This is a genomic window from Candidatus Thiothrix putei (assembly GCA_029972225.1).
GTDB classification, from domain to species: Bacteria; Pseudomonadota; Gammaproteobacteria; order Thiotrichales; family Thiotrichaceae; genus Thiothrix; species Thiothrix putei.
Window position 1 is genome coordinate 2835064 of record CP124756.1, and the last position, 22641, is coordinate 2857704.

Genomic DNA, 22641 nt, shown 5'->3' on the forward strand with positions numbered 1-22641 from the left:
TGCTACACCTCAACCTGTCACACGGTCTGGAACGGGCTTTTCCGCATTGCAACTTGCTTTGAAAGCAGGTAACAACAACGTCAACGCCAAGTAAGCCACGGGCCAAATGAACTGGATCAGCATTTGGTTAGTTGCTTCTGCATCACCGGGGATATAGCGGAACATAATGTCATATGCCACAACTGCTGCCAGCAAAATCCCAAACCACATCACATACTTCGCTTTCGCCGGAGTGCTGTGAATCCACAGAACCACAAAGAAGATGAAGTAGATTTGTGTCATCCGTGTACCCAGTTCTTTGAACGCTGGCGTAACGGCTTCAACACCCATCCAGCCCAACACAATGAATACCGCTGCGAATAAGAGCAAGTTGATCTTGTGAGCGCTGTTACGATAACGCCAAGATTTAACCGGGTTACGGTCAATCCACGGCAGCACGAACAGTACCGCAATCGCACCAAACATCGCCAAGGTTCCCAAGAACGGGTCAGGAATTGCCCGCAATACGGTGTAGAACGGTGTGAAATACCAAACCGGTGCAATGTGCTCAGGTGTTTTCAAGGCATTTGCAGGCTCAAAGTTAGGCGCCTCAATGAAGTAGCCGCCGCCTTCTGGTGCGAAGAACAAAATGGCAAAGAAACCAATCAGGAATACCACCACACCCAAGATGTCTTTCACCGAGTAGTAAGGGTGGAACGGAATACCATCAGCCGGAGCCGTTTCGCTCCAACGGTTGCCTTTAGGGCCTTGCTTGATTTCAACGCCATCAGGGTTGTTAGAACCCACTGCGTGCAATGCCACAATGTGAACAAACACCAAAGCAGGCAAAATCAGTGAGGGCAGGAAGAAGTGCAGCGCAAAGAAGCGGTTCAAGGTTGCATCGCCTAATACGAAGTCACCACGAATCCACGTAGACAAACCTTCGCCGATGTACGGGATGGTGTTAAACAAGTTAATGATAACCTGCGCACCCCAGTATGACATCTGACCCCAAGGCAGCAAGTACCCCATGAACGCGGTTGCCATCAATACCAGATAAATCGCCATACCGATCAACCAAATCAGCTCACGCTTACCTTTGTAAGACCCGTAAATCAGGGCGCGGAACATGTGCAAATACACCACGATAAAGAATGCTGACGCGCCTGTGGAGTGCATGTAGCGGATAAACCAACCACCTGGCACATCCCGCATAATGTATTCAACCGACGCAAACGCCAGCGCCGCATCCGGCTTGTAATGTAATGCCAAGAACAGGCCAGAGAAAATCTGGATAACCAGCACCAGCATCGCCAGTGAACCGAAGAAATACCAGAAATTGAAGTTTTTAGGCGCATAGTAACCAGCCAAATGCGCTTGCCACGTTTCCATTAGCGGGAAGCGGTCTTCGACCCACCCCAAGAAACCGGTATAATTATGTGCAGGACGTTCAGCCATTATGCAGTGCCTCCGTTTTCACCAATGACGATGGTGTTATCATCTTTGAAATAGTAAGGGGGAACTTCAAGGTTTGATCCGGCTGGAACATTCTTGTAAACCCGACCTGCCAAGTCAAAACGTGAACCGTGGCATGGGCAATACCAACCACCTTTCCAGTCCGCACCCAAATCTGCCGGAGCCACTTCCGGGCGATAAGTCGGTGAACAACCCAAATGGGTACAAATCCCCACCAACACCAGATACTGCTCTTTGCCTTCACGGGTACGTGCCAAGTTTTTGGCATATTCCGGCTGCTGCTTCACATTCTCAGAATTCGGGTCTTTCAATGCCTCAGCCAACCCTTCCAAGGTAGCGAGCATTTCTGCGGTGCGGTTTACCAGCCAAACCGGTTTACCGCGCCAAATGACACGAATTTGTTGTCCTGGCTCGGCCTTAGTCACCGAAATCTCCACCGGTGCACCAGCGGCAAGCGCCCGCGCACTAGGATTCCAGGAATTAAGGAACGGAGCCGCAACCGCTGCCACACCTGCTGCCCCAACCACGGATGTGGCGGCAATCAGGACGCGGCGGCGGCCTTTATCTACTCCAGAATTTGCCATCGTTAGCACTCTCCCAAATGTTCAAAACGTAATCTGTTGCACACCTGCAAACACACCGTCATGATGTTTGCAGTCGCACTAAATATCTGAGCCATTAACTTAGGTATAGCTATATTAGCATATACTAAAAGACTACGTAGGATGTCCGAACTCACACGTAAAATCAAGCGGAAATCCGTGTCTTAATGGGTAAAACGCAAAGGTTTTGATTTAGATCATTTACGGCTGACCCATCAGCAAGGCGCGGCAATAGTAGCATAAAAACAAACAAAATAACCTGACTTATGCCGGGTTATTGATGTCCAGAAAATAATGTTCCAGCCCGAATTGGGCTGCCAAATGGTTTCCTAGCGCCTGAATGCCGTAACGCTCGGTCGCGTGATGCCCTGCTGCAAGATAATGAATGCCGTTTTCTCGCGCAAAATGCACCGTGTGTTCGGAAATTTCACCGCTCAAATACGCATCCGCCCCCAGCTCAAAAGCTTGCTGGATATAACCTTGCGCCCCGCCAGTACACCAAGCAATGCGTTGGATGGGATGCTCACCGCCTGTAATCAGCAAGGGTTCGCGCCCTAACACTGCCGCAACGTGTTGCCCAAATGCATCCAAACTCACGGGTTCAGCCAGCGAACCGACATTGCCCACGCCTTGCAGTTCACGTTCATCCATTACGCCTTCGGTGCGAATGCCCAGCCGTGCCGCCAGTTGTGCGTTATTGCCTAACGTCGGATGCGCGTCCAAGGGCAAGTGATAACCCAACAAACTGATGTCATGCTGAAGCAAAGTCGCAATCCGGCGTTTTTTCATGCCGCGAATCACCTGAGATTCACCTTTCCAGAAATAACCGTGATGCACCAAAATCGCATCAGCATTGCATTCCACCGCAGCATCCAGCAACGCTTGCGAAGCGGTTACGCCCGTGACAATGCGTTTCACTTCCGCCCTGCCCTCGACTTGTAAGCCATTCGGCGCGTAATCGCGGAATTTGCCGACATTCAGCAAGGTATTAATGTGAGTTTCGAGTGCGTAGAGGTTCATAGCTCTGCCAATACGCTCAGGAAGGTTGCCATTTCCTCATCCGTACCGATGGTAATCCGCAAATACTCGTTAATGCGCGGCTTATTGAAGTAACGCACCAACACACCGCGCTGCTTCAAAGCCAAATACAAGCTTTCTGCATTACCCGCCGGTGGACGCGCAAACACGAAATTCGCCGCTGACGGCAATACGCTGAAACCCATCTCCGTCAAGCTTTGCACAGTCATCTCACGGGTAGTGATGATTTTCTGGCAAGTATCCTCGAAATACACCTTATCACGCATCGCCGCCGCTGCTCCCGCAATCGCCATGCGCCCCAAGGGGTAAGAGTTGAAGGAATTTTTCACCCGCTCCAGCGCATTGATCAAATCAGGATGCCCCACCGCAAACCCAACCCGCAAACCCGCCAGCGAACGCGACTTGGAGAACGTTTGCACCACCAACAAATTTGGGTACTTGTCGATCAGCGGAATCGCGGTTTGTGCCCCAAAATCGACGTAAGCTTCATCCACAACCACCACGGATTCCGCATGAGTTTGCAATAAGGCTTCGATAGCATCCAACCCCAATGCCATGCTGGTGGGCGCATTCGGATTGGGGAAAATAATTCCACCGTTATCCACCGCATAATCGCCCAAGCACACCCGAAAATCCTCACGTAACGGGATTTGTTGCGCATTAATCTGATAAAGATTGGCGTAAACGGGGTAAAAACTGTAGCTAATATCGGGGTATAACAACGGCGCGTCGTGCTTGAGCAAGCCTTGGAAAACGTGCGCCAACACCTCATCCGAACCGTTACCGACGAAAATATTGGCGCGTTGCACGTCGTAATAGTCGGCAATCGCATCCTTCAGCTCGTCCGCATTCGGGTCGGGGTACAGCCGCAACCGCTCATCCGCCGCCGCGTGAATCGCCGCGAGTGCATTCGGCGAGGGCGGGTACGGGCATTCGTTGGTATTCAGCTTGATGTAACGCTGGTCTTTCGGCTGTTCACCCGGTACATACGGGTCGAGATTGTGTACCAGTTTACTCCAGTATTGGCTCATGCGTGCTTCCGGTGGCGAATAGAAACGTGTGATGATATAGGGATGAAACGAATCCAGCAATCGACCTTTCGCCCCGCATGGTGGTTACGCTCACCCCACCTGCAAACCCTCTGGCCAGTATTCTTACGCCGCCGCGTACAACTGCCCCTGCAAGCCGAACGGGTGGAACTCAGCGACGGTGATTTCATCGACCTTGCTTGGTATCCGCGCCCAGATACGCCGCTGGTGTTGGTGATTCACGGGCTGGAAGGTTCGTTGCAATCGCACTACGCGCAAACGCTGATGAAAGCGTTGCATCAAGCAGGTTTTGCTAGTATTTTCATGCATTTGCGCGACTGTAGCGGCACACACAATCGCTTGCCGAGCAGTTACCATTCCGGGCGCACGGCTGACATTGCGGAAGTGCTGGTGTATTTGCAGCAAACCCAACGAATGCCCAACGCCGCCATCGGTTTCTCACTCGGTGGCAACCTGATTTTGAAACACCTCGGCGAAATGGGTGCGAACCGCTGGTTTGCAAGCGGCAATTGCGGTTTCCGTGCCATTCCAATTGCAGGAATGCGCTTGCAAGCTGGAACGGGGTTTCTCTGTCGTCTACGGACGTTATCTGGTCAACAAACTCAAGGCATCCTATCGTAGAAAATTCAGCCAAATGACCAGTCCGTTAGCGGTCGATTTGAATACACTCAAGACGCTGTTTGCTTTCGACGATCAAATGGTAAATTCACATCGGGTAGAAATTTTGGTTACGGTAAAAGCATGTCCTACGCTGCGAGCCAAGCACTCAAGGAACATTACGGTGAGGGGCATTTCAATGCTGTTGCGGCGCATCAGTCACGCTTTAGGAACTGTCCCGAAATAACTTCCCTCTTTTCTGCTAACAGCGAAAGGGGGAAGATAGCCCCTTGTAATGCCAATCAACACCGAGGATGAGCCAATGGATGTTTACCCATCAGCCATAGAAAAACAAATGCAGCGGTTCTACCAATCGCTCAATGAGCGTGACCGCCGCCGCTACGCCGCCGTGGAAGCCGTCCGGCTTGGGCACGGGGGGCAGGACTACATTTCCCGGTTATTGGACTGTGACCCCAAAACCATCCGCCACGGGTTGACGGAGTTGGAATCGGAAGATGGCTTGCCCACCGTAAGGCAGCGAAAAAAAGGGGCGGGCGCAAACGGCTGAACGCTACGCACCTGCAATTGGATGAGCATTTTCGCCAAGTTTTAAAGGATCATACGGCAGGCGACCCCATGCGGGAGGCGGTGAAATGGACGAACCTGTCACGTCGGCAGATTGCCCGGCGGATGCAGGCATTGGGGACATCGGCTGGGAAAAACGTGGTGTCGCGCCTATTACGGGAGCACGGCTACCGCCGCCGCAAGCCCCAGAAGAAACGCACCATGGGGCAACACGCTGACCGTAATGCCCAGTTTGAAAAGATTGCCCAACTCAAACAAACCTACCTGCAAGCAGGCAAACCCGTGATCAGCATTGACACCAAAAAGAAGGAACTGCTGGGCAACTTTTACCGTGAAGGGGTAACGGATGCCGTCGAACCCACGGAGGTCAATGACCATGACTTCCCCAGCTATGGCAATGGTCAGGTGATCCCCCACGGCATCTACGACCTTGCCCGCAACGAAGCGGCACTGCACCTGAACACCAGCCACGACACCACCGAGTTTGCCTGCGAAAGCCTTGGCTTATGGTGGCGTGAGCAAGGGAAACCCAACTACCCCGAAGCTGACGAGCTGTTGGTCTTATGTGACGGTGGTGGCAGCAACAGTTCCTCTGCGTACCTGTTCAAGCAAGACTTGCAGGCATTGGCGGACAGCCTGAACCTGACAATACGCATCGCCCACTACCCGCCCTATTGCTCCAAATACAACCCGATTGAACACCGACTGTTCCCCCATGTGACCCGTGCCTGCCGGGGTGTGCCGTTGGAAACGGTCGAAACCGCCAAACACTACATGGCAAAAACGGAAACCACCACTGGCTTGAAGGTCGCTGTCCGCATCATCAGTAAAGTTTTTGAAACCGGGCGCAAGTATACCCAAGCGTTCAAGGATAACATGACCATCCAGTTCGATGACTTCCTGCCAAAATGGAACTACTCCGCTGTCCCTCAGTCCCCCTGATTTCGGGAAGTTATTTCGGGACAGTTCCTTAGCCAGTTCGTTGACCACCTAAAAACGGAAGAAGGCATACGCGATGCAAAGGAGATTACCCAAGACACGGTAGAACGGTACGGGCAACAATTAAACGAAAAGGTTGCTGCTGGCGAAATGGCAGTTTCTTACGCTCAAAATTTGCTTTCCAGTGTCAATACCACACTGGCTTGCCTGCGTGGGGACGAGTCCCCTTCCGGGATGGTCGGCGAACGCTCCCATGTCCGCACGGTCGCACCCGATGGCCTTGACCGGACAGAGGTACGGAATGCCAGCGAAAACATGAGACATGCAGGGCTAGAACGCGCCGCTGCCGTCACTGAACTCGCGAGAGAATTTGGTTTGAGAGAGCGGGAGGCGATTCTTGGCAATTTAGAGCGCTGACACCAAGAGGCAAAAGAAAAAGGCGCAATCAACGTGACAGAAGGCATAAAAGGCGGTCGTGGTCATGAGGTGGATCGCTGGGTTCCGGTTAGCCAAACTGGGGTGCAAACACTTGAACGGGCAATCGCCGCCAGCCCGGAAGGTTCCCGCAACTTGTTGGCAGCCCATGAAATCTACATCAGCTTTGTCCATGGTATTGCCATGCTGCTCACGCTCAAATATCAAGCCAAGCTGAGTATAGAAGGCTCTGGTTTTTTCAATATCTCTGCACCGCAGAACCAGTAAATCAAGCGTCATGGGGATGTCTACACCTTACGTTACTCAATAATGCCAGCGAGTATCTCAAGCACTTCATCAACAATGCTATCAGGTGCCATTTCTATGCACCTTGCCCCTCTGCCCACGAGGTCAAGGGTACGCACCGCACTAACCAAAATAACGCCCTGTGTTTCCGTTCCACTGCCCATCAATGGCACGGCGAAACCCGCCACCCGTGCAAGATTGCCGCCTTGGGTGATCGGCGCTACCAAAGCAGTACCAACGGTGTTATTGAACTCACGGGTTGAAAGCACTAATGCGGGTCGCATATCGCCCTGCATTTCCCGCCCCACTGTCGGGTTAAAACTTACCCTCACAATGTCACCACGCTCAAATCCGCTACGCTTTACCATACTTCATTCCCTACTGCTGGCATGTTGTCCCATTCGGTTACGGCTGTTGGGATGGGTGCGGATGGGTCACACTTGGCTAACAAGTCCGCTAGTTTGTACTTTTTACGTCTAGCCGCCGTTTTTGGCTGTAGCGTGAGCTTGCCGTCGTCGAGACTCAGTTCTACTTTTGCGCCTGCTTCCAGCCCTAGCAGGGTTAACCATTGTTTAGGGATTACCACAGCGACGGAATTACCGACGGTGCGTAGTGTGGCGGTGGTCATTCGGGTTTCTCCTTTCCGTGTTGGTCGCTTCCATTATAGTGCAATTTTCCATAAAGAAAATAACCCCACGCAAACCCCGCGCCGCTTATGTTTCAGGGGTAAATCAACTGCATCAGACTGCACCAGATTTGCACTAGAAAATTGCAGTGGCTTAAAAAAAGGCGGTCGGCTTGCGTTCAGGTTAGTTCTCAGGAATCGCAGGCATAAAAAAGCCGGGAACTTGCCCGGCTCTTTGGTGGTGGCGTTGCGGTTATACGGGTGTTGCCGTGCTGATAGCGTTGCGCACGAAGTCGTTTAGGCTGATGCCAAGTTCTTTAGCCTTCACCGCCGCTGCTAGGTGAAGATCGTGACCGACACGCACATTGAAACTACCTTTACAGGGTAATTCAGGTGCATAGCCTTTGGCTTCGCAAGTGGCTAGGTAGTCATCAACGGCTTCTTCAAACGCTGCTTTGAGTGCTTGCACGGTTTCGCCTTCGTAGTTAACCAGTGCAGCAATGAATTCGAGCTTGCCGTACAGAACGCCGTCTTCAACTGAGGCTTCAATGCTGCCGTAATAGCCTTTGTGTTCTAACAGTTTCATAACATCCCTCCCGTTGTTAATTTTTCACGAACTTGCCGAATAACATAAGCCTTCACCTCATTGCCGGGGTGTGGCTTGTGCAGGTTAATCAAGTCGGTGGCGTTGCCGTTGTCGAACTTGACCCGCGAACCGTCGCCCTCTTCTTGGGTATAGCCAAGCTTTACCAGCAGTGAGCAAAGTTCTTGCCATGTCCATGTGGCTTTGTGGTTGCCCATCTTTTCTAGGAGTTTTTCCAACTTACTCATGGTGGTTCCCTTGGTTACTTGGGTTTAGTTTAGGGCGTTGGGGTGTATGGTGCAACTGTATCTAGTCGCATTATTCAAGGCACAAAAAAGCCGGGAACTTGCCCGGCTCTTTGGTGGTGGTTTTCTTGATCGGGTTTTGATTGTTGTTACAGATTTCAAGCAGCCGCCGTGATCGGTTGCCACCATGCCTCCCGTTAGCCGCTGCTACTTGCCACCCTGCCCGCCTGCCCTTCGTTCTGTTACACCTTGCTACACCTTGTTATACCAGTCCGTGCCATAAAATAGTTTTTTTGATCAGGGAAATATGGTTAGATGACTGGTAACAAAAGCAGCCATGAGTAATGTATGACATTAAAAATCACTTTCACTGAGGATGAGATAGCGGAGCTGTTCTACTGGAAGGAGCGCCATCCTCATCCCAGAGTCCGTAAGAAAATGTCCGTGCTGTACCTGAAATCCCAACAGTTGACGCATAAGGAAATCAAACGATTGGAAAGGATTACAGAAGCCACGCTGCTTGCCTACCTAAACGCCTACCTACAACCTAACGGTTTAGAAGCTCTTAAAGAAATACGATTCAATAAACCACAGAGTGATTTGATGGCATATAAAGACAAGATTGAAGCCTATTTTCGTGAATATCCCCCCGCAACCAGCAAGGCGGCAGCCGCTAAGATTGAGGAGCTGACAGGCATCAAACGCAGTGAGGACAGGGTACGTGTCTTTATGAAGAAAATAGGGATGGACATCCATAAAGTGGGGATGATACCCGCCAAAGCTGATGTGGAAGCACAAGAAAAGTTCCTGGAAAATGAACTAAAACCGCGCATTCAGGAGGCTAAGGAGGGCAAACGCGCCCTTTTTTTGTCGATGCCGCCCACTTCGTGTTAGCACCGTTTCTGGGGTTTTTGTGGTCATTTTCCCGCGTATTCATCAAAGCCCCCTGTGGTCGACAACGCTACAACGTATTGGGCGCACTCAATGCGATAACGCTACAACTCATCACGATCACTAACGACTCCTATATCAACGCTAACAGCGTGTGTGAATTATTGGAAAAAATTGCAGCGTTAGCACTCAAAATACCGATCACTTTGGTCTTGGATAATGCCAAGTATCAACGCTGTGAAGCCGTGTTTGCCTGTGCGAAAAGGCTCAATATTGAACTATTATTTTTACCGACCTATTCACCCAACCTCAATCTGATTGAACGGTTGTGGAAGTTCGTCAAGAAAAAATGCTTGTACTCGAAATACTATGATAAGTTTCCCGCTTTCAAGGCGGCCATCACCAACTGTCTCGACAAGCTGGATACCGATCACAAGAAAGAACTGACCCAGTTGATGACAACAAATTTTCAAACCTTTAAAAATGTTCAGGTCTTGACGCTGTAAGGTATACACCTAAAAATGCCCTAAGGTGTAACAGAGGCGTATCAGCATAAATTCATGAAAATAAAAGAAAATAAATATGTATTCACATTCTTTTTCTTTCTGTTACACCTGTTACACCCTAATTTCATTCTTTCCAACAGAAAAAAAATATTTTTTGTGTGCCTGCCCTTCCGATTTCAGCTAACCCTCTGAAATACAGACATAAAAAAACCGCAACGTGTGCGGCTCTCTGTGGTGTTGTGCAGTAGCTTGGCTAACTGGTTGCCCGTCGTATCGGTATGACTTGCGCCCCATCCCGCAAGCTGTCGAGGTAGTCCGCCCATTGCTGCATCATGGCGGTACGTTGGTCTAGGTGCTGTGATCGGTCGTAAGCCCTGCGAACCTCATTCCCTACCGTGTGGGCTAACTGCCGTTCAATCAGTTCTGAGTGAAAGCCCATCTCATACAGCCGGGTACTGGCAAGCGCCCTAAATCCGTGTGCGGTCATGGTGTCGCTTTCATAGCCTAGCCGTACCAGTGCCGACCTTACAGTATTTGCGCTCATTGGCTTGCTGGTATCCGTGCGGGACGGGAACACATAGCGCCGTTTACCTGTTAGCGGTCGCATTTCTTCCAGCAAAGCTAATGCCTGTTTGCACAATGGCACTACATGCACACGCCCTGCCTTCATCTTTTCCGCTGGGATTGTCCACACATCCCCTTCTATTTCCGCCCATTCCATTTGTCTGAGTTCGCCCGGTCGTGTGAACAGGTAAGCCGACAATTGCAAAGCTATACAGGTTTCAATAGCCCCACGGTAGCCAGCCATAGCCCGCAACAATGCCCCTATTTCCTTCGGGTCTGTGATCGCTGCAAAGTGGTTGCCTTTTGCGGGTGGCAGTGCGCCTTTTAGGTCTGCGGTTTGGTCACGTACCGCCCGACCTGTCGCCACGGCATAGCGGAATACTTGCCCGATGATGGTTTTCACCCTGTGGGCAGTTTCCAGCGTTCCAGCCGCTTCGATGCGCCGTAGCACGGCTAAAATATCCGGTGGCTCAATTTCCCCAATGATGCGCCCGCCTATCCACGGGAAAACGTGACGTTCTAGCCGCCGTTTCTGCCTGTCGGTGTGTTCTGGTGCTTGGTCTGCGGTGAACTTCACAAGCCATTCTGTCGCGATTGCCTGAAAGGTATTAGCCGACTCTGCCCGCTTTGCGCCCTTGGTGGCTTGCTTGTGTTGTGATGGGTCAACACCACGCGCCCACAATGCCCGCGCCTCTTCATGCAGTAACCGTGCATCCTTCAAGCTGATTTCTTGATAACTGCCAAGTGCTAGAACTTTCTCTTTTTCTAACTTGTACTTGTAACGCCACAACTTAGAACCGTTGGGCTTAACCAGTAAGTACAACCCTCCCCCGTCGCTCAATTTGTATTCTTTGTCTTTGGGCTTGGCGTTCTTAACTGCGGTGTCGTTCAAGCTGCGTTTCATAAAAGGGGTATCGCTTTTCTGAGTTTGGAAGATACCCCCCAAGATACCCCCAAAAGTGTGCGATGTCATGACACGGGATAAGACGCCATGCAACAAAAAACCCCTTACAGATTGCCGCCTGTAAGGGGTTTTAATACTTCATGAGACTGCATGAAACAGTAAATTGGTGGAGGCGGCGGGAATTGAACCCGCGTCCGCAAACCCTCCATCTGAAGGCTACTACATGTTTAGTCAGTCGTTTATTTAACCCGATTGCCGCCAACTGACAGGCTGCTCACAGGCTGTCCCAATACTGTTTAGTGGTTTGGCCTTGGGCGAGCCTCCCGCACGATCTTATGATTGGATGATGCCTGAATATTCGTACTGCATAAGCACAGTAGCGATCAGACAGCTAACTACCGGTTATTAAGCGGCGAGAGCGTAAGAGTCGTCGTTTGCGACTATTGTTTGTGACTAGGATTTAAGTGGTCACCACACCCACTACATGCTCCCCAGACTTTGTGATCCACGTCGAAGCCAAGTCGCCCCCGTAGTTCCGCAAAAGTTGCTGGATTCACGATTATACGGCTTGATACAGCAAGTGTCATGCAGTTCCGTAAGATCGCACCGATTTAGCTGATCAACGGTGAAAAAGAGAGGGGAAGATACACCTAACGTGACCATAAAACAGGCAATTATTAAGCGTTTATTAATTAAGCTGGTGCTAAACTATTCCGCACTAATGGAGAGAAGTGATTCACCTATCACTGCACGGGCACAGGGAAATTAATCAATAAAAACAATCGGAGGTATCGTTATGGATATTGAATATAAATTTATCTTGATGCTAATCTCAGTGGCAATGATCAATCTAATGACGGCATACCACCTCATTTAGGCATCACGCCACCTACAAAAAAAGCCCCGTAATGGGGCTTTTTTTATGGCAAAGCAAATAAGCGCTTACTTTGCTTGGGCAACCATCCAATCAACGGCTGCTTTCACTTCAGCATCAGACAGTGCCGGGTTGCCACCTTTTGCTGGCATTGCGCCTTTACCATTCAAAGATGTTGTATAAAGTGCATCCATACCCGTAGCGATACGTGGTCCCCATGCCGCTTTATCCCCTAACTTAGGTGAACCAGCAACACCCATGTCGTGACAACTGAAGCACAGACCTTTGTAAACCTTTTCGCCGTCAACAGTACCCGCTGCTGCCACTGCATCAGTCGCTGCTTTAGCGGTTGCATCGGTTGCTTGTGTTGCCGCATCACCAGCAGCTTTGGCAGCGTCACCAACCGCTTGAGTCGTTGCATCTGCTGCTTGCGTTGCCGCATCACCAGCAGCTTTGGCAGCGTCACCAACCGCTTGAGTCGTTGCATCTGCCGCCTGAGAAACAGCGTCACCGGCTGCTTTAGCGGCATCAGTCATTGCCGTCATTGGATTATTGCTCGCGGCTGGTTCAGCGGCAGGTGCTGGAGCAGCAGCTTGAGCTGGCTCTGCCACTGGTGCTGTTTGCGCGGCTTGTTCAACAGTTTTTTGTTCCGCAGCAGGTGCTTCCGCTTTTGGCGCTTCTTCTTTTTTCTCGCCACAACCACTCAGAACACCCAGCGCGAGGAACAAAGCAGAAATACTGATGGTGATTTTTTTCATGACTAACTTCTCCTGAATTTGTAATATGGAATGCTAAATACATTATTGTGAAAGGAATATCAATGGGCGCTCATCCTAATGGAGGCATTATAGTGATGTCAATTAAGTGTATTCAAAAACACACCAGACTTGAGAATCCAGTGACTGCGAATTATGCTGACACCTTTTTCCATCGAATCAAGCCAATATGAGCGAAATACACCCTTTTCTACAAGCCTTTCGAGGCAACTTTTTCGGCGTACTCCGCTGGCATCAATTGGATGAACTCTGGCAACGCGTACTTATCGGCAAACAAGTAGGCTGGTATATTTACGCAGTAGGAGAAGAACCACCTACCACCCCTCACACCGGCGAATCGCTGGAAAACATTATCCGTGAACTCAACACCTTGTTACACCGCGAACACCAAGAAGATTACTGCGGCATTGTGTACGTCGATAATATGCAACAACCCACTTACATAAAAGTATTCGACCCACATAACTTAGGTTCCGCCTGTGGCTCAAGTGCCATCCCCCCCTTACCGGGCTGGATACTCTCCCAAATGCAACCAATCAATTTACCTGCCGCCCTCCCACAACCCAACAACCGCCGCCGCTGGTGGCAAAAGCTGTTTAACCATGCCCACTAAAGACCCCATTACTGTCGTAAGCGTACTCGCCAGCATCTTATTGATTACAGGCGGTGTCATGCTGTACCTAATGCCTGCCCTGCAAGCCCCGCCTGAAGCTGCCGTGATCCTCAGCAGCCCGTTCAAAGAACCAGCACCCCCTAAAACAGCCGCCGAACCCGTTTTACCACCCACCAACAGCACTCCACCACCACTGCTCACCATTCCCGAACTCACACTGGATGATTTGAAAAAGTTGAGCGCAGACGAACGCAACAACTACGACAAGATGCGCGAATCCCTAAAACAAGCCCTGCAACAACTGCAAGCCATCGAACAAGAAAATCAGCACCTGCAACAAAAATTGGAACAAGGCGAAATCACCCTTCAAACATTGGATGCTGAAATCAGTAAAATACGTGCCGCAGAACAAACTGCCACAGCGTCCCAGCCCTAACCACGCTTAAGCTGACGAATCAGAAAACGCGCCGGATGCAGGTTGCCATACAAGGTTGCCTGTAACGGCAGCGGCTCTCCCATCAGCAGCGCCGCCAGTAATTCCGCGCCTAAACCACTGGTCGTCAAACCACGCGAACCGAAACCAGCCAACACCCACACCCCCGGCTGATAACGTGCGGGAGGAAACGCTTGGTTCACTCTGCCATGCCGCAAATCCGCATACGCTCCTTGAAAAAACTCCCGATCCGGCAATGCTCCCACCACAGGGTAACGGTCGGGTGTCGTCATCCGAATCGCTGCATGACTCGCTGTCACTGTACCAAGTGAGGCGGCAAAATCAGGTAAATAATCCGCCAGTTGCTGTGTATTCACTGCATTAGCCGCCGCCGTTAACACCGGCTCGCGCACATTGCGCACAAACGTTGCCCCGAAAATATGTTGCCCCGCCACTGCTGGGGTCAAATAGCCTTCATGCCCCAAGGTTGTTTTCAGACGGCTACTATCCGGCGTTGCTGCGGCGACACTGGTTTGCCCCATCACTGGCATAAACGGCAAACCAGCGCTGGCTGCGAACTGATCCACCTCCCGCCCACCGGCAATAATCGTCACGCCATTAGCGGGTAATGCTTGCATCGCACTCAGGGTACGCACCTCAATACCTTCATGAGCAACCAAAGCCGCGCATAAACTGGCGGGGTTCAACCACCCGGCTTGCGGGAAATAACTCGCCCCCGTTGGCAACGCAATACCCGCCACCGCCGAAGCCGCTGCTTGGTTCAGTATTTGAATAAAGTCGACTGGCAATTCACGCGCCAGAAGCGCTTGCTGCCGTGCTGCTTCACGCGGCTCATGTGCCAATTGCAATGCGCCGCATTGCGCCCAGTCGATGTGTTGTCCCATTGCTTCCAGTTGGCGAATGTGGCGAATAGCAGACAAAAAGGCTTGGCGATAAAAGGTTTCACCCCAGCTTGCCTCAGCCGTCATCTTGGGGGTCAATACCCCCGCACGATTGCCTGAAGCTTCCGTCGCAAGGCGAGCATGGCGCTCCCATAACGTTACCTGCCAACCCCGTTGCGCCAGCGCGTATGCCATTTGGCAACCCGCGATTCCACCACCAATAACCGTAGCATGAGCAGGCTGGGGCTGGGTAGGTGATGGAAGAGCAAACCACGGTTCCACACGTTGGCATACACAACTTTCCGGTAGTGTAGCGGTGAGCATTTCACGCTTTTTACCAAAGCCTTTGCGTTTGGCGACATGGAAACCCGCCGCTTGCAAGGTACGACGCACCTCGCTGGCGGCAGTAAAAGTGGCCAAGGTCGTGTTGACATGGCTGAGTTGGGCAATGCCTTGCATCACAGGCAAACTCCACATAGCGGGGTTGCGAGCGGGAGCAAAACCATCCAGATACCAAGCATCGACACGGGCGACAAGTTCGGCAAGGGCTGCTTGCACATCCATAAAGCACAGGGTGAGGGTGACACGCCCGTTAGCGAGATTCAAGCGGTGGAATCCGGCGAGTAATGGCGGGTAGTTTGCCAACAGTTCAGTGCTGAAGGGTTGCAATTCCGGCTGATTGGCCAACAGTTCGCGCAAAGTATCGAGGCGAATCGGGTGCTTTTCGATGGAAATAAAATGCAAACGTTCGCAACGCAGTGAATCAGCTTGCCATGCCTGCCAAGTGGCGAGAAAGTTTAACCCAATACCGAAGCCGGTCTCAGCAATGGTAAATTGATGCCAGCCCTGCCAACGTTGCGGCAGTTGATTGCCTTGTAAGAAAACGTGGCGTGTTTCTGCCAAAGCGTCTTGCTGGGAACAGTAGCAGTCCGCAAAAGCAGGCGCATAGGGCGTACCCGTGGGGTCGCGTTCGATGTGAGCGGGCGTTAATTCTTGCATGGGAAGGAGTATAATGCTCATTTTTACCAAAGAGCCACCCCATGCCTGCTTCTTTTGCTAATCTGAATCTTCCTACCCAACAACTCGCCAACCTTGGTAACTTGGGCTATAAACTCATGACCGGCATCCAAGCCAAAGCCCTGCCCCCTGCCCTACAAGGCGCTGATCTTATTGCACAAGCAAAAACTGGTAGTGGTAAAACCGCCGTCTTTGCCATTACCTTGTTGGCAAAACTTGACCCGCAAAACTTTGCCGCGCAAGCATTAGTACTCTGCCCTACACGTGAACTCAGCACTCAAGTCGCCACCGAAATCCGTCGTATAGCGCGTTATCAACCCAACATTAAAGTAGTAACGCTAACCGGTGGGCAACCACTCGCCCCGCAAGCAGCCTCCTTAGAACATGGCGCACACGTCATTGTCGGCACACCGGGGCGTATCAACGACCACATCGGCAAACGCACCATCGACCTCAACCAAATTCACACCTTGGTACTCGACGAAGCCGACCGCATGTTGGAAATGGGCTTTATGGAAGACATTGCCAAGATTATCAGCCTCACCCCGAAACACCGCCAAACGCTGCTGTTTTCCGCTACCTACCCCGACGACATCAAACGCTTGAGTGCACAACTTCAACGTAATCCCGTTGAAGTCAAAGCCGAAGCCTTACACACTGCTGGCGTGATCAACCAATACTCCTACCTCTGCAACAAGACCGAACGACTACCCGCACTGGAAACTTTACTAGCACATTTCAAACCACGCTCTGCCGTGATTTTCTGCAATATGAAAGTCGGAGTACGTGAAATCACTGAGCATTTGAGCCAACTGGGTTTCAGTGTCAAAGCGCTACACGGGGAAATGGAACAACGCGATCGTGACGAAGTACTCGTGCAGTTCAAACACAACAGCCTCAATTTTTTGGTGGCAACTGACGTCGCAGCACGCGGCTTAGACATCGAAGATTTGCCCTGCGTCATCAATTACGAGTTGCCTCATGACGCTGACATTTACATCCACCGTATCGGGCGCACCGGACGGGCAGGTAAAGAAGGCATGGCACTCAACCTGCTCACCGATGCGGAGCGCCATAAACTCGCTGACATCGGCATTGCACAAAAAACTGAGCTGGATTACGACGTGATTTCTGTTCTGCCTAAGGCTCCCCTAAACCCACAGCCAGCTACCAACGTCACGCTCTGCATTGCGGCGGGACGTAAGGACAAAATTCGCCCTGGTGACATCCTCGGTGCTTTGACGGGCGAAGGCGGCATTAGCGGCAAATCGGTTGGCAAAATTGATATATTGGATTACGCCGCCTATGTCGCGATCGAACGTGGTGCCGCCAAACCAGCACTCAATTGCTTACTCAATGGCAAAATCAAAGGGCGTAAATTCAAGGCAAAACAATTGTAAGGGATGTTTCATACTTCCCAAAACCCGCTACTATATGCCCCTACCCCGTCTTTATAGAGCATTAACCAACCTATGAATAGTCTGGAATGGCGTGTCACCGCCTCGCTTGCAGCCATTTATGCCGTGCGAATGTTAGGTCTGTTTATGATCCTGCCTGTGTTTGCACTGTATGCGGAAACCTTGCCGGATTCGACCCCGTTTCTGGCTGGCTTAGCCATTGGCATTTACGGCCTGTCACAAGCGGTGTTTCAGATTCCACTGGGAATCCTCTCGGATAAAGTAGGCCGCAAACCAGTGATTATTGGCGGGTTACTGATTTTTGCCGCAGGCAGTGTGATTGCAGCCCTCGCCCAATCCATGTGGCTCATCATCATTGGGCGCATGATTCAAGGCATGGGAGCCGTTGCAGCACCAACCATGGCACTTGCGGCTGATTTGATCCGTGAAGAACACCGTATCCGCACCATGGGGGTTATCGGTCTAACCATTGGCGTATCTTTTATGCTAGGGATGATTCTAGGGCCAATTGTCAGTCAAGTCGGTGGTGTACCTAGCATTTTCTGGCTCACCATGCTATTAGCATTACTGGGCATTGTGTTGGTCATGTTTGTTATTCCCACACCAGCCCGTACCCTCCAACACCGCGACGCAGGCATTATCAAAGGCTATTTGGGTACTGCTCTCGGCAATACGGCACTGTTACGCATGAATGCTGGCGTATTTATCCTGCATTTGGTGATGACAGCCAACTTTTTGGTATTACCGACGCTATTTACGCATGAGCTAGGGCTACCTACCGCAGAACATTGGAAAATTTATTTACCCGTATTCATCGGCTCATTTTTACTCTCTATTCCGTTGATTATTTTGGCAGAGAAACAACACAAGATTCGCCCTCTACTGCTAGGCTCCACGGTGGCATTAATTGCCGCAGAACTGCTCATGGCGGTGGGTCACGCTCAGATTAGTGGGTTATTACTTGCTTTTGGGCTATTTTTTATTGGCTTCAATTTTTTAGAAGCAGTGCAACCCTCCTTGGTCGCTAAATATTCCGACGTCAATACCAAGGGAACGGCGATGGGCATTTTCAGCAGCTCACAATTTCTCGGCATTTTTGCGGGTGGCTCATTGGGAGGCATGGTCAATCATACCTGGGGTGCAACCGGTGTCTTTTTATTTAGTGCCGTTATTGTCGGCTTATGGCTGTTAGTTGCCCTGCAATTGCCCCAACCCACCTTCTATACGAGCAAGTTGCTGAGGCTTGACCCCTTACTGTTTTCAGATCCGCAACGCTTACACGCTGAGCTGTTAGCCGTATCCGGGGTCAAAGAAGTCGCTCTCGCCGCCGATGAGTGCATTGCTTACCTAAAAGTTGAGAAAGCCATACTGGATCAAACAGCCTTGGATGCATTCTCCCCCCCTTCAGCGTAGAATCTCACAGAAATATTTACATAAATAAGGAACGAACATGGCACGAGGTATCAACAAAGTCATTTTAGTCGGCACACTGGGCAAAGACCCTGAAGTCAAATACATGCCCAGCGGTGGTGCCATTACCAATGTCAGCGTCGCCACCAGCGAACAATGGAAAGACAAGCAAAGTGGTGAGAAAAAAGAAATCACCGAATGGCATCGCGTAGTCTTTTTCAACCGGTTAGCAGAAATTGCCGGTGAATATTTGCGTAAAGGCCAACAAGTTTACATCGAAGGCAGATTGCGTACCCGTAAATGGCAGGGTCAAGACGGTCAGGATCGTTACACCACAGAAATCGTCGCCGATGACATGCAAATGCTGGGTGGACGCCCCGGTGGTGGCATGGGCGCAGGCAACTACGAAGACTCACCACGTAGCAGTAGCAACCCTAGTCGTCCCCCGGCATCTGCACCCGCCGCTGACAGTCACTCAAACCGTGGCTTTGAATACTTCGACGACGACATCCCATTCTAAGTATTCATCTAGGGCATACCCTTGCACAAGCTGGCCTTGTTGCCAGTAGGCAAGTATTCCTCCTCTACCTATAATCTCCCCCAGTGCTTGTACTGGAGAAGCGCATAGACGCCAGCTAGGAGGAATACAAGCACTCATTGATGTTGTGACAACCTATTAATACACAGACACAACACTAAAATTAGAAAAGCCACTCAAAGCCACCTACTAATAGGTGGCTTTTTTCTTTACTCAATTCTCAAAGCCTTGACCAATCCATGCAGTAAGTGTTTCGTGGAACATCACATCAGTCAGTTCCTCGGCAATCGCCGCTTCAATGTCTTCAGCCTCATGTTCTTGCACTTCTGTTTGCGCTGTTTCCAGCATTTCAGCACGCACTTGCTCCAGATAAGCCAAAATCTCTTCGGCTTCGGTGCGCTCAATCGGCAGCATCCCGAAACTAAAAATATTCTGGTCATTCGGCAGCGTCAACAAACGCGAGGCAATACAAATATTAGTGGGAATATTGGTGGCATCCAATTGCGCCAGCACACTTGGCTCGTCCGAACCTAAACGCCGCACTTTCACTTTTTTGCCCACTTTACCCATCACTTCCCATAAAGCGAGTTCGGAATGCGCAAACGCTTCCAGATATTGGCAAGCGAAAGACTTTTCCTCCTGTTGCACACGGGCGCGGATGAACTCCTGTAACACACTTTCGCCATCTTCATTGGTTTCTGTCGTCACAAAATGTTCAAACACATGCGAATGCACCATTTGCCCTAAGGGTTCTTCGTCAAGATAATCGAGCACTTCATCGCCGGATAATTCCAGCATTTCAGCGGCATAAGCAATCGCATCCGAGAAGACTTCAACCATCCACTCTTCCCACGGCGGGTTAGCAATATAAGCGCTCAGCAGCTCCATTGCGCCGCTGACTTGTTGTTCCTGTTCGGCTGTAATCATGGGATAAATCCTTTTTTAATGGTGGTAAACGGTTATTCTACAACAACCCACGCTCAGCAAACGAGACTACTTGATCGCCAATCACAAAATGATCCAACACCCTGACATCAATTAAATGCAAGGCATCTTTGAGCTTTTGGGTAATGCGCTCATCCGCCTGACTGGGTTCGGCAACGCCGGAAGGATGATTATGCGCGAAAATAATGGCCGCTGCATTGTGATGCAACGCACGGCGCACGACCTCACGCGGGTGTACACTTGCCCCATCAATCGTACCGCGAAACAGCTCTTCGTACTGAATCACCCGGTGGCGATTATCGAGAAATAAACAGGCGAATACCTCAAAACGGTAATCGCGCAATTTGGAGGTCAGGTAAAAACGCACGGCATCAGGGTCGCTCAACGCATCACCGCGCCGCATTTTTTCACTGAGGTAACGTTTGGACATTTCCAATACGGCTTGCAGTTGCACGTATTTGGCTTCGCCCATACCGTGCGTTGCACAAAAATTTTGTGCGTCTGCATCAAATAATTGCCGTAAACTGCCAAAGGTTTGCAGCAGTTCGCGCGAGAGGTCAACCGCCGTTTTGCCCTTGACCCCGACACGCAGAAAAATTGCCAGTAATTCGGCATCGGACAAGGCTGGTGCGCCGCGTAACATCAATTTCTCACGCGGGCGTTCATCAAGAGGCCAGTCAGTAATTGCCATGGGTTTCGCTTTTATTGTTGAGTATAATTCAAGGGTTTAGAACACAAATTTTATGGCATTCCTTCCTGGTAAGAACATCCTTTTAGGGATAAGTGGCGGTATCGCTGCCTACAAATCCGCTGAACTGACACGTTTGTTAGTGAAAAGCGGCGCAAATGTGCGCGTGTGTATGACCGCCTCCGCCCAAGCCTTCATTACCCCGCTGACGCTACAAGCCTTGTCCGGCAACCCGGTGCATACCGAACTGCTCGACCCGCAAGCCGAAATGGGCATGGGGCATATCGAATTGGCACGTTGGGCAGATGTGATTCTGATTGCGCCCGCCACCGCCAATACCTTGGCACGCTTAACCTGGGGCATGGCGGATAATTTGCTGAGTACCGTTTGCCTTGCCTCCACTGCCCGCCTCATCGTTGCCCCGGCGATGAATCAGCAAATGTGGAAACACGCCGCCACCCAGCACAATCTGCAAACCCTGCAAACACGCGGCGTGACGGTGTTTGGTCCGGCGGAAGGCGTGCAAGCCTGTGGCGATACCGGCTTGGGGCGAATGCTCGAACCCGCCGACATTGTGCGCGAATTAGAAGCATGTTGTGCCACCAGTCAATTGCTGCAAGGAGTGCGCGTCTTAATCACCGCAGGCCCCACCCGCGAAGCGATTGATCCGGTGCGTTTTCTCACCAATCGCAGTTCCGGCAAAATGGGTTACGCCGTTGCATCAGCAGCAGTCAGCATGGGCGCAGAAGTCATGTTGGTTTCCGGGCATGTGGCGTTGGATTACCCCGCTGGGGTTAGCCGCGTTATCACCGAATCGGCAGCCGATATGCTCAACGCCACCCTTGACGCCGCCAAACAAGCCGATGTATTCATTGCCACCGCCGCCGTTGCCGATTACACCCCCGTTAACGTAGCAGACCGCAAAATCAAAAAGAACGCGGCAACCCTTCATCTGGAAATGCAGCGCACCACCGATATTTTGGCTACCATCAAACAAACCTACCCGCACCTGTTTACCGTAGGCTTTGCCGCCGAAACCCACGATTTAATGACCTACGCCCGCAGCAAACTGGAACGCAAAAACCTCGACATGATCGCCGCGAATTCGGTGGCGGATGGCAAAGCCTTCGACCAACCCACCAATGCGCTCGAAGTGGTGTGGAAAGATGGGCATACTTCCCTGCCTGAAATGGATAAACACGCGCTTGCCACCGCCTTGATGCAATTAGTGGCGGCTCAATACCTGCAACGGAAACAACCGACACATGACCACGATTGAATACAAAATCCTCGACCCACGCATTGGCACTGAATTTCCGCTACCCGCATACGCCACCACTGGCTCAGCGGGAATGGACTTACGTGCCTGTTTAGATGTGCCGCTGGTATTGAATGCAGGGAACACGGAACTCATTCCCACCGGTATTGCGATTCACATCGGCGACCCGACGCTTGCTGCCGTCATCTTGCCGCGTTCAGGCTTGGGACATAAACACGGCATTGTTTTGGGAAATCTGGTCGGTCTGATTGATTCGGACTACCAAGGGCAATTGTTTATTTCCTGCTGGAATCGGGGCAGTAGCAACTTCACCATTCAACCGGGCGAACGCATTGCGCAACTGGTGTTTGTGCCGGTGGTGCAAGTCACGCTGCAAGCGGTTGAGGATTTCGACCAGTCCCACCGTGGCGAAGGCGGTTTTGGGCATTCTGGTAGGCACTAAACC

The 22641-nt window shown here is 51.2% G+C and carries 25 protein-coding genes, 1 other RNA gene and 1 pseudogene; 13 read left to right on the forward strand and 14 right to left on the reverse strand.

Going from position 1 to position 22641, the window contains the following annotated elements:
- Positions 1-9 precede the first annotated feature (9 nt).
- The 4 genes from QJT81_14580 to hisC form a co-directional block, all read right to left on the reverse strand.
- Positions 10-1437, reverse strand: coding sequence for a cytochrome b N-terminal domain-containing protein (locus tag QJT81_14580; GenBank protein ID WGZ93041.1), 1428 nt, complete (start codon positions 1435-1437; stop codon positions 10-12).
- Positions 1437-2039 (reverse strand): ubiquinol-cytochrome c reductase iron-sulfur subunit, encoded by a 603-nt coding sequence (gene petA / locus QJT81_14585; GenBank protein ID WGZ93042.1) that lies wholly within the window; start codon positions 2037-2039, stop codon positions 1437-1439. Before petA ends, QJT81_14580 begins: the two co-directional genes overlap by 1 nt.
- Before the next feature lie 282 nt (positions 2040-2321).
- Positions 2322-3077, reverse strand: coding sequence for a Nif3-like dinuclear metal center hexameric protein (locus tag QJT81_14590; protein WGZ93043.1), 756 nt, complete (start codon positions 3075-3077; stop codon positions 2322-2324).
- On the reverse strand, positions 3074-4126 hold the full coding sequence (gene hisC / locus QJT81_14595) for a histidinol-phosphate transaminase (protein ID WGZ93044.1): 1053 nt from the start codon (positions 4124-4126) through the stop codon (positions 3074-3076). Before hisC ends, QJT81_14590 begins: the two co-directional genes overlap by 4 nt.
- Before the next feature lie 42 nt (positions 4127-4168).
- Here hisC and QJT81_14600 point away from each other — a divergent pair, with 42 nt between their 5' ends.
- The 5 genes from QJT81_14600 to QJT81_14620 all read left to right on the forward strand — a co-directional run bounded on the left by QJT81_14600 (position 4169) and on the right by QJT81_14620 (position 6967).
- Positions 4169-4765 carry an alpha/beta fold hydrolase gene (locus QJT81_14600; protein WGZ93045.1) on the forward strand — a complete coding sequence of 199 codons (597 nt, stop codon included), beginning with the start codon at positions 4169-4171 and terminating at the stop codon, positions 4763-4765.
- Positions 4766-5036: 271 nt separating this feature from the next.
- Complete coding sequence (locus tag QJT81_14605) at positions 5037-5309, forward strand: hypothetical protein (GenBank protein WGZ93046.1); 273 nt, start codon at positions 5037-5039, stop codon at positions 5307-5309.
- A 17-nt stretch (positions 5310-5326) separates the two neighbouring features.
- Positions 5327-6268, forward strand: coding sequence for an ISAzo13 family transposase (locus QJT81_14610; protein WGZ93047.1), 942 nt, complete (start codon positions 5327-5329; stop codon positions 6266-6268).
- 147 nt (positions 6269-6415) lie between these two features.
- Positions 6416-6682, forward strand: a complete 267-nt coding sequence (locus QJT81_14615) for a hypothetical protein (GenBank protein WGZ93048.1) — start codon at positions 6416-6418, stop codon at positions 6680-6682.
- Positions 6683-6715: 33 nt separating this feature from the next.
- Positions 6716-6967, forward strand: coding sequence for a hypothetical protein (locus QJT81_14620; protein WGZ93049.1), 252 nt, complete (start codon positions 6716-6718; stop codon positions 6965-6967).
- A 32-nt stretch (positions 6968-6999) separates the two neighbouring features.
- On the opposite strand, the gene QJT81_14625 is transcribed toward QJT81_14620, so the two are convergent.
- The 4 genes from QJT81_14625 to QJT81_14640 form a co-directional block, all read right to left on the reverse strand.
- A complete protein-coding gene (locus tag QJT81_14625) occupies positions 7000-7353 on the reverse strand; it encodes a type II toxin-antitoxin system ChpB family toxin (protein WGZ93050.1) in 354 nt (117 codons plus the stop codon).
- Positions 7347-7613 carry an AbrB/MazE/SpoVT family DNA-binding domain-containing protein gene (locus tag QJT81_14630; protein WGZ93051.1) on the reverse strand — a complete coding sequence of 89 codons (267 nt, stop codon included), beginning with the start codon at positions 7611-7613 and terminating at the stop codon, positions 7347-7349. Before QJT81_14630 ends, QJT81_14625 begins: the two co-directional genes overlap by 7 nt.
- Positions 7614-7863: 250 nt before the next feature.
- Entirely contained in the window at positions 7864-8196 is a 333-nt protein-coding gene (locus tag QJT81_14635) for a type II toxin-antitoxin system HicB family antitoxin (protein ID WGZ93052.1), read from the reverse strand.
- Positions 8193-8441 carry a type II toxin-antitoxin system HicA family toxin gene (locus tag QJT81_14640; GenBank protein ID WGZ93053.1) on the reverse strand — a complete coding sequence of 83 codons (249 nt, stop codon included), beginning with the start codon at positions 8439-8441 and terminating at the stop codon, positions 8193-8195. The genes QJT81_14635 and QJT81_14640 overlap by 4 nt, the downstream gene beginning before the upstream one ends.
- Positions 8442-8786: 345 nt before the next feature.
- Here QJT81_14640 and QJT81_14645 point away from each other — a divergent pair.
- Positions 8787-9835, forward strand: a pseudogene (locus QJT81_14645) (IS630 family transposase).
- Between the two features lie 253 nt (positions 9836-10088).
- On the opposite strand, the gene QJT81_14650 reads toward QJT81_14645, so the two are convergent.
- The 3 genes from QJT81_14650 to QJT81_14660 all read right to left on the reverse strand — a co-directional run bounded on the left by QJT81_14650 (position 10089) and on the right by QJT81_14660 (position 12935).
- The gene (locus QJT81_14650; GenBank protein WGZ93054.1) at positions 10089-11291 is read right to left on the reverse strand and encodes an integrase arm-type DNA-binding domain-containing protein; all 1203 of its coding nucleotides are present in this window, start codon (positions 11289-11291) and stop codon (positions 10089-10091) included.
- Between the two features lie 176 nt (positions 11292-11467).
- Positions 11468-11832: a transfer-messenger RNA gene (gene ssrA, locus QJT81_14655) on the reverse strand.
- Positions 11833-12245: 413 nt separating this feature from the next.
- Positions 12246-12935 (reverse strand): c-type cytochrome, encoded by a 690-nt coding sequence (locus QJT81_14660; protein ID WGZ93055.1) that lies wholly within the window; start codon positions 12933-12935, stop codon positions 12246-12248.
- Between the two features lie 187 nt (positions 12936-13122).
- Between QJT81_14660 and QJT81_14665 the strand changes: the two genes are divergently transcribed.
- Positions 13123-13566, forward strand: coding sequence for a hypothetical protein (locus QJT81_14665; protein ID WGZ93056.1), 444 nt, complete (start codon positions 13123-13125; stop codon positions 13564-13566).
- A complete protein-coding gene (locus tag QJT81_14670) occupies positions 13556-14002 on the forward strand; it encodes a hypothetical protein (GenBank protein WGZ93057.1) in 447 nt (148 codons plus the stop codon). Before QJT81_14665 ends, QJT81_14670 begins: the two co-directional genes overlap by 11 nt.
- Here QJT81_14670 and mnmC read toward each other — a convergent pair.
- Positions 13999-15900, reverse strand: a complete 1902-nt coding sequence (mnmC, locus tag QJT81_14675) for a bifunctional tRNA (5-methylaminomethyl-2-thiouridine)(34)-methyltransferase MnmD/FAD-dependent 5-carboxymethylaminomethyl-2-thiouridine(34) oxidoreductase MnmC (GenBank protein WGZ93058.1) — start codon at positions 15898-15900, stop codon at positions 13999-14001. The two genes, QJT81_14670 and mnmC, sit on opposite strands and share 4 nt — an antisense overlap.
- A gap of 41 nt (positions 15901-15941) precedes the next feature.
- Here mnmC and dbpA point away from each other — a divergent pair, with 41 nt between their 5' ends.
- The 3 genes from dbpA to ssb all read left to right on the forward strand — a co-directional run bounded on the left by dbpA (position 15942) and on the right by ssb (position 19266).
- Positions 15942-17318, forward strand: a complete 1377-nt coding sequence (dbpA, locus tag QJT81_14680) for an ATP-dependent RNA helicase DbpA (GenBank protein ID WGZ93059.1) — start codon at positions 15942-15944, stop codon at positions 17316-17318.
- A 72-nt stretch (positions 17319-17390) separates the two neighbouring features.
- The gene (locus tag QJT81_14685) at positions 17391-18749 is read left to right on the forward strand and encodes an MFS transporter (GenBank protein WGZ93060.1); all 1359 of its coding nucleotides are present in this window, start codon (positions 17391-17393) and stop codon (positions 18747-18749) included.
- Between the two features lie 37 nt (positions 18750-18786).
- Complete coding sequence (ssb, locus tag QJT81_14690; protein WGZ93061.1) at positions 18787-19266, forward strand: single-stranded DNA-binding protein; 480 nt, start codon at positions 18787-18789, stop codon at positions 19264-19266.
- A gap of 231 nt (positions 19267-19497) precedes the next feature.
- On the opposite strand, the gene QJT81_14695 is transcribed toward ssb, so the two are convergent.
- Positions 19498-20211 (reverse strand): hypothetical protein, encoded by a 714-nt coding sequence (locus QJT81_14695; protein WGZ93062.1) that lies wholly within the window; start codon positions 20209-20211, stop codon positions 19498-19500.
- A gap of 37 nt (positions 20212-20248) precedes the next feature.
- Entirely contained in the window at positions 20249-20920 is a 672-nt protein-coding gene (gene radC, locus QJT81_14700) for a DNA repair protein RadC (GenBank protein ID WGZ93063.1), read from the reverse strand.
- Positions 20921-20972: 52 nt separating this feature from the next.
- Between radC and coaBC the strand changes: the two genes are divergently transcribed.
- Together coaBC and dut are read left to right on the forward strand one after the other, a co-directional pair.
- A complete protein-coding gene (gene coaBC / locus QJT81_14705) occupies positions 20973-22196 on the forward strand; it encodes a bifunctional phosphopantothenoylcysteine decarboxylase/phosphopantothenate--cysteine ligase CoaBC (GenBank protein WGZ93064.1) in 1224 nt (407 codons plus the stop codon).
- Complete coding sequence (dut, locus tag QJT81_14710; protein ID WGZ93065.1) at positions 22183-22638, forward strand: dUTP diphosphatase; 456 nt, start codon at positions 22183-22185, stop codon at positions 22636-22638. The genes coaBC and dut overlap by 14 nt, the downstream gene beginning before the upstream one ends.
- Positions 22639-22641: the final 3 nt, after the last annotated feature.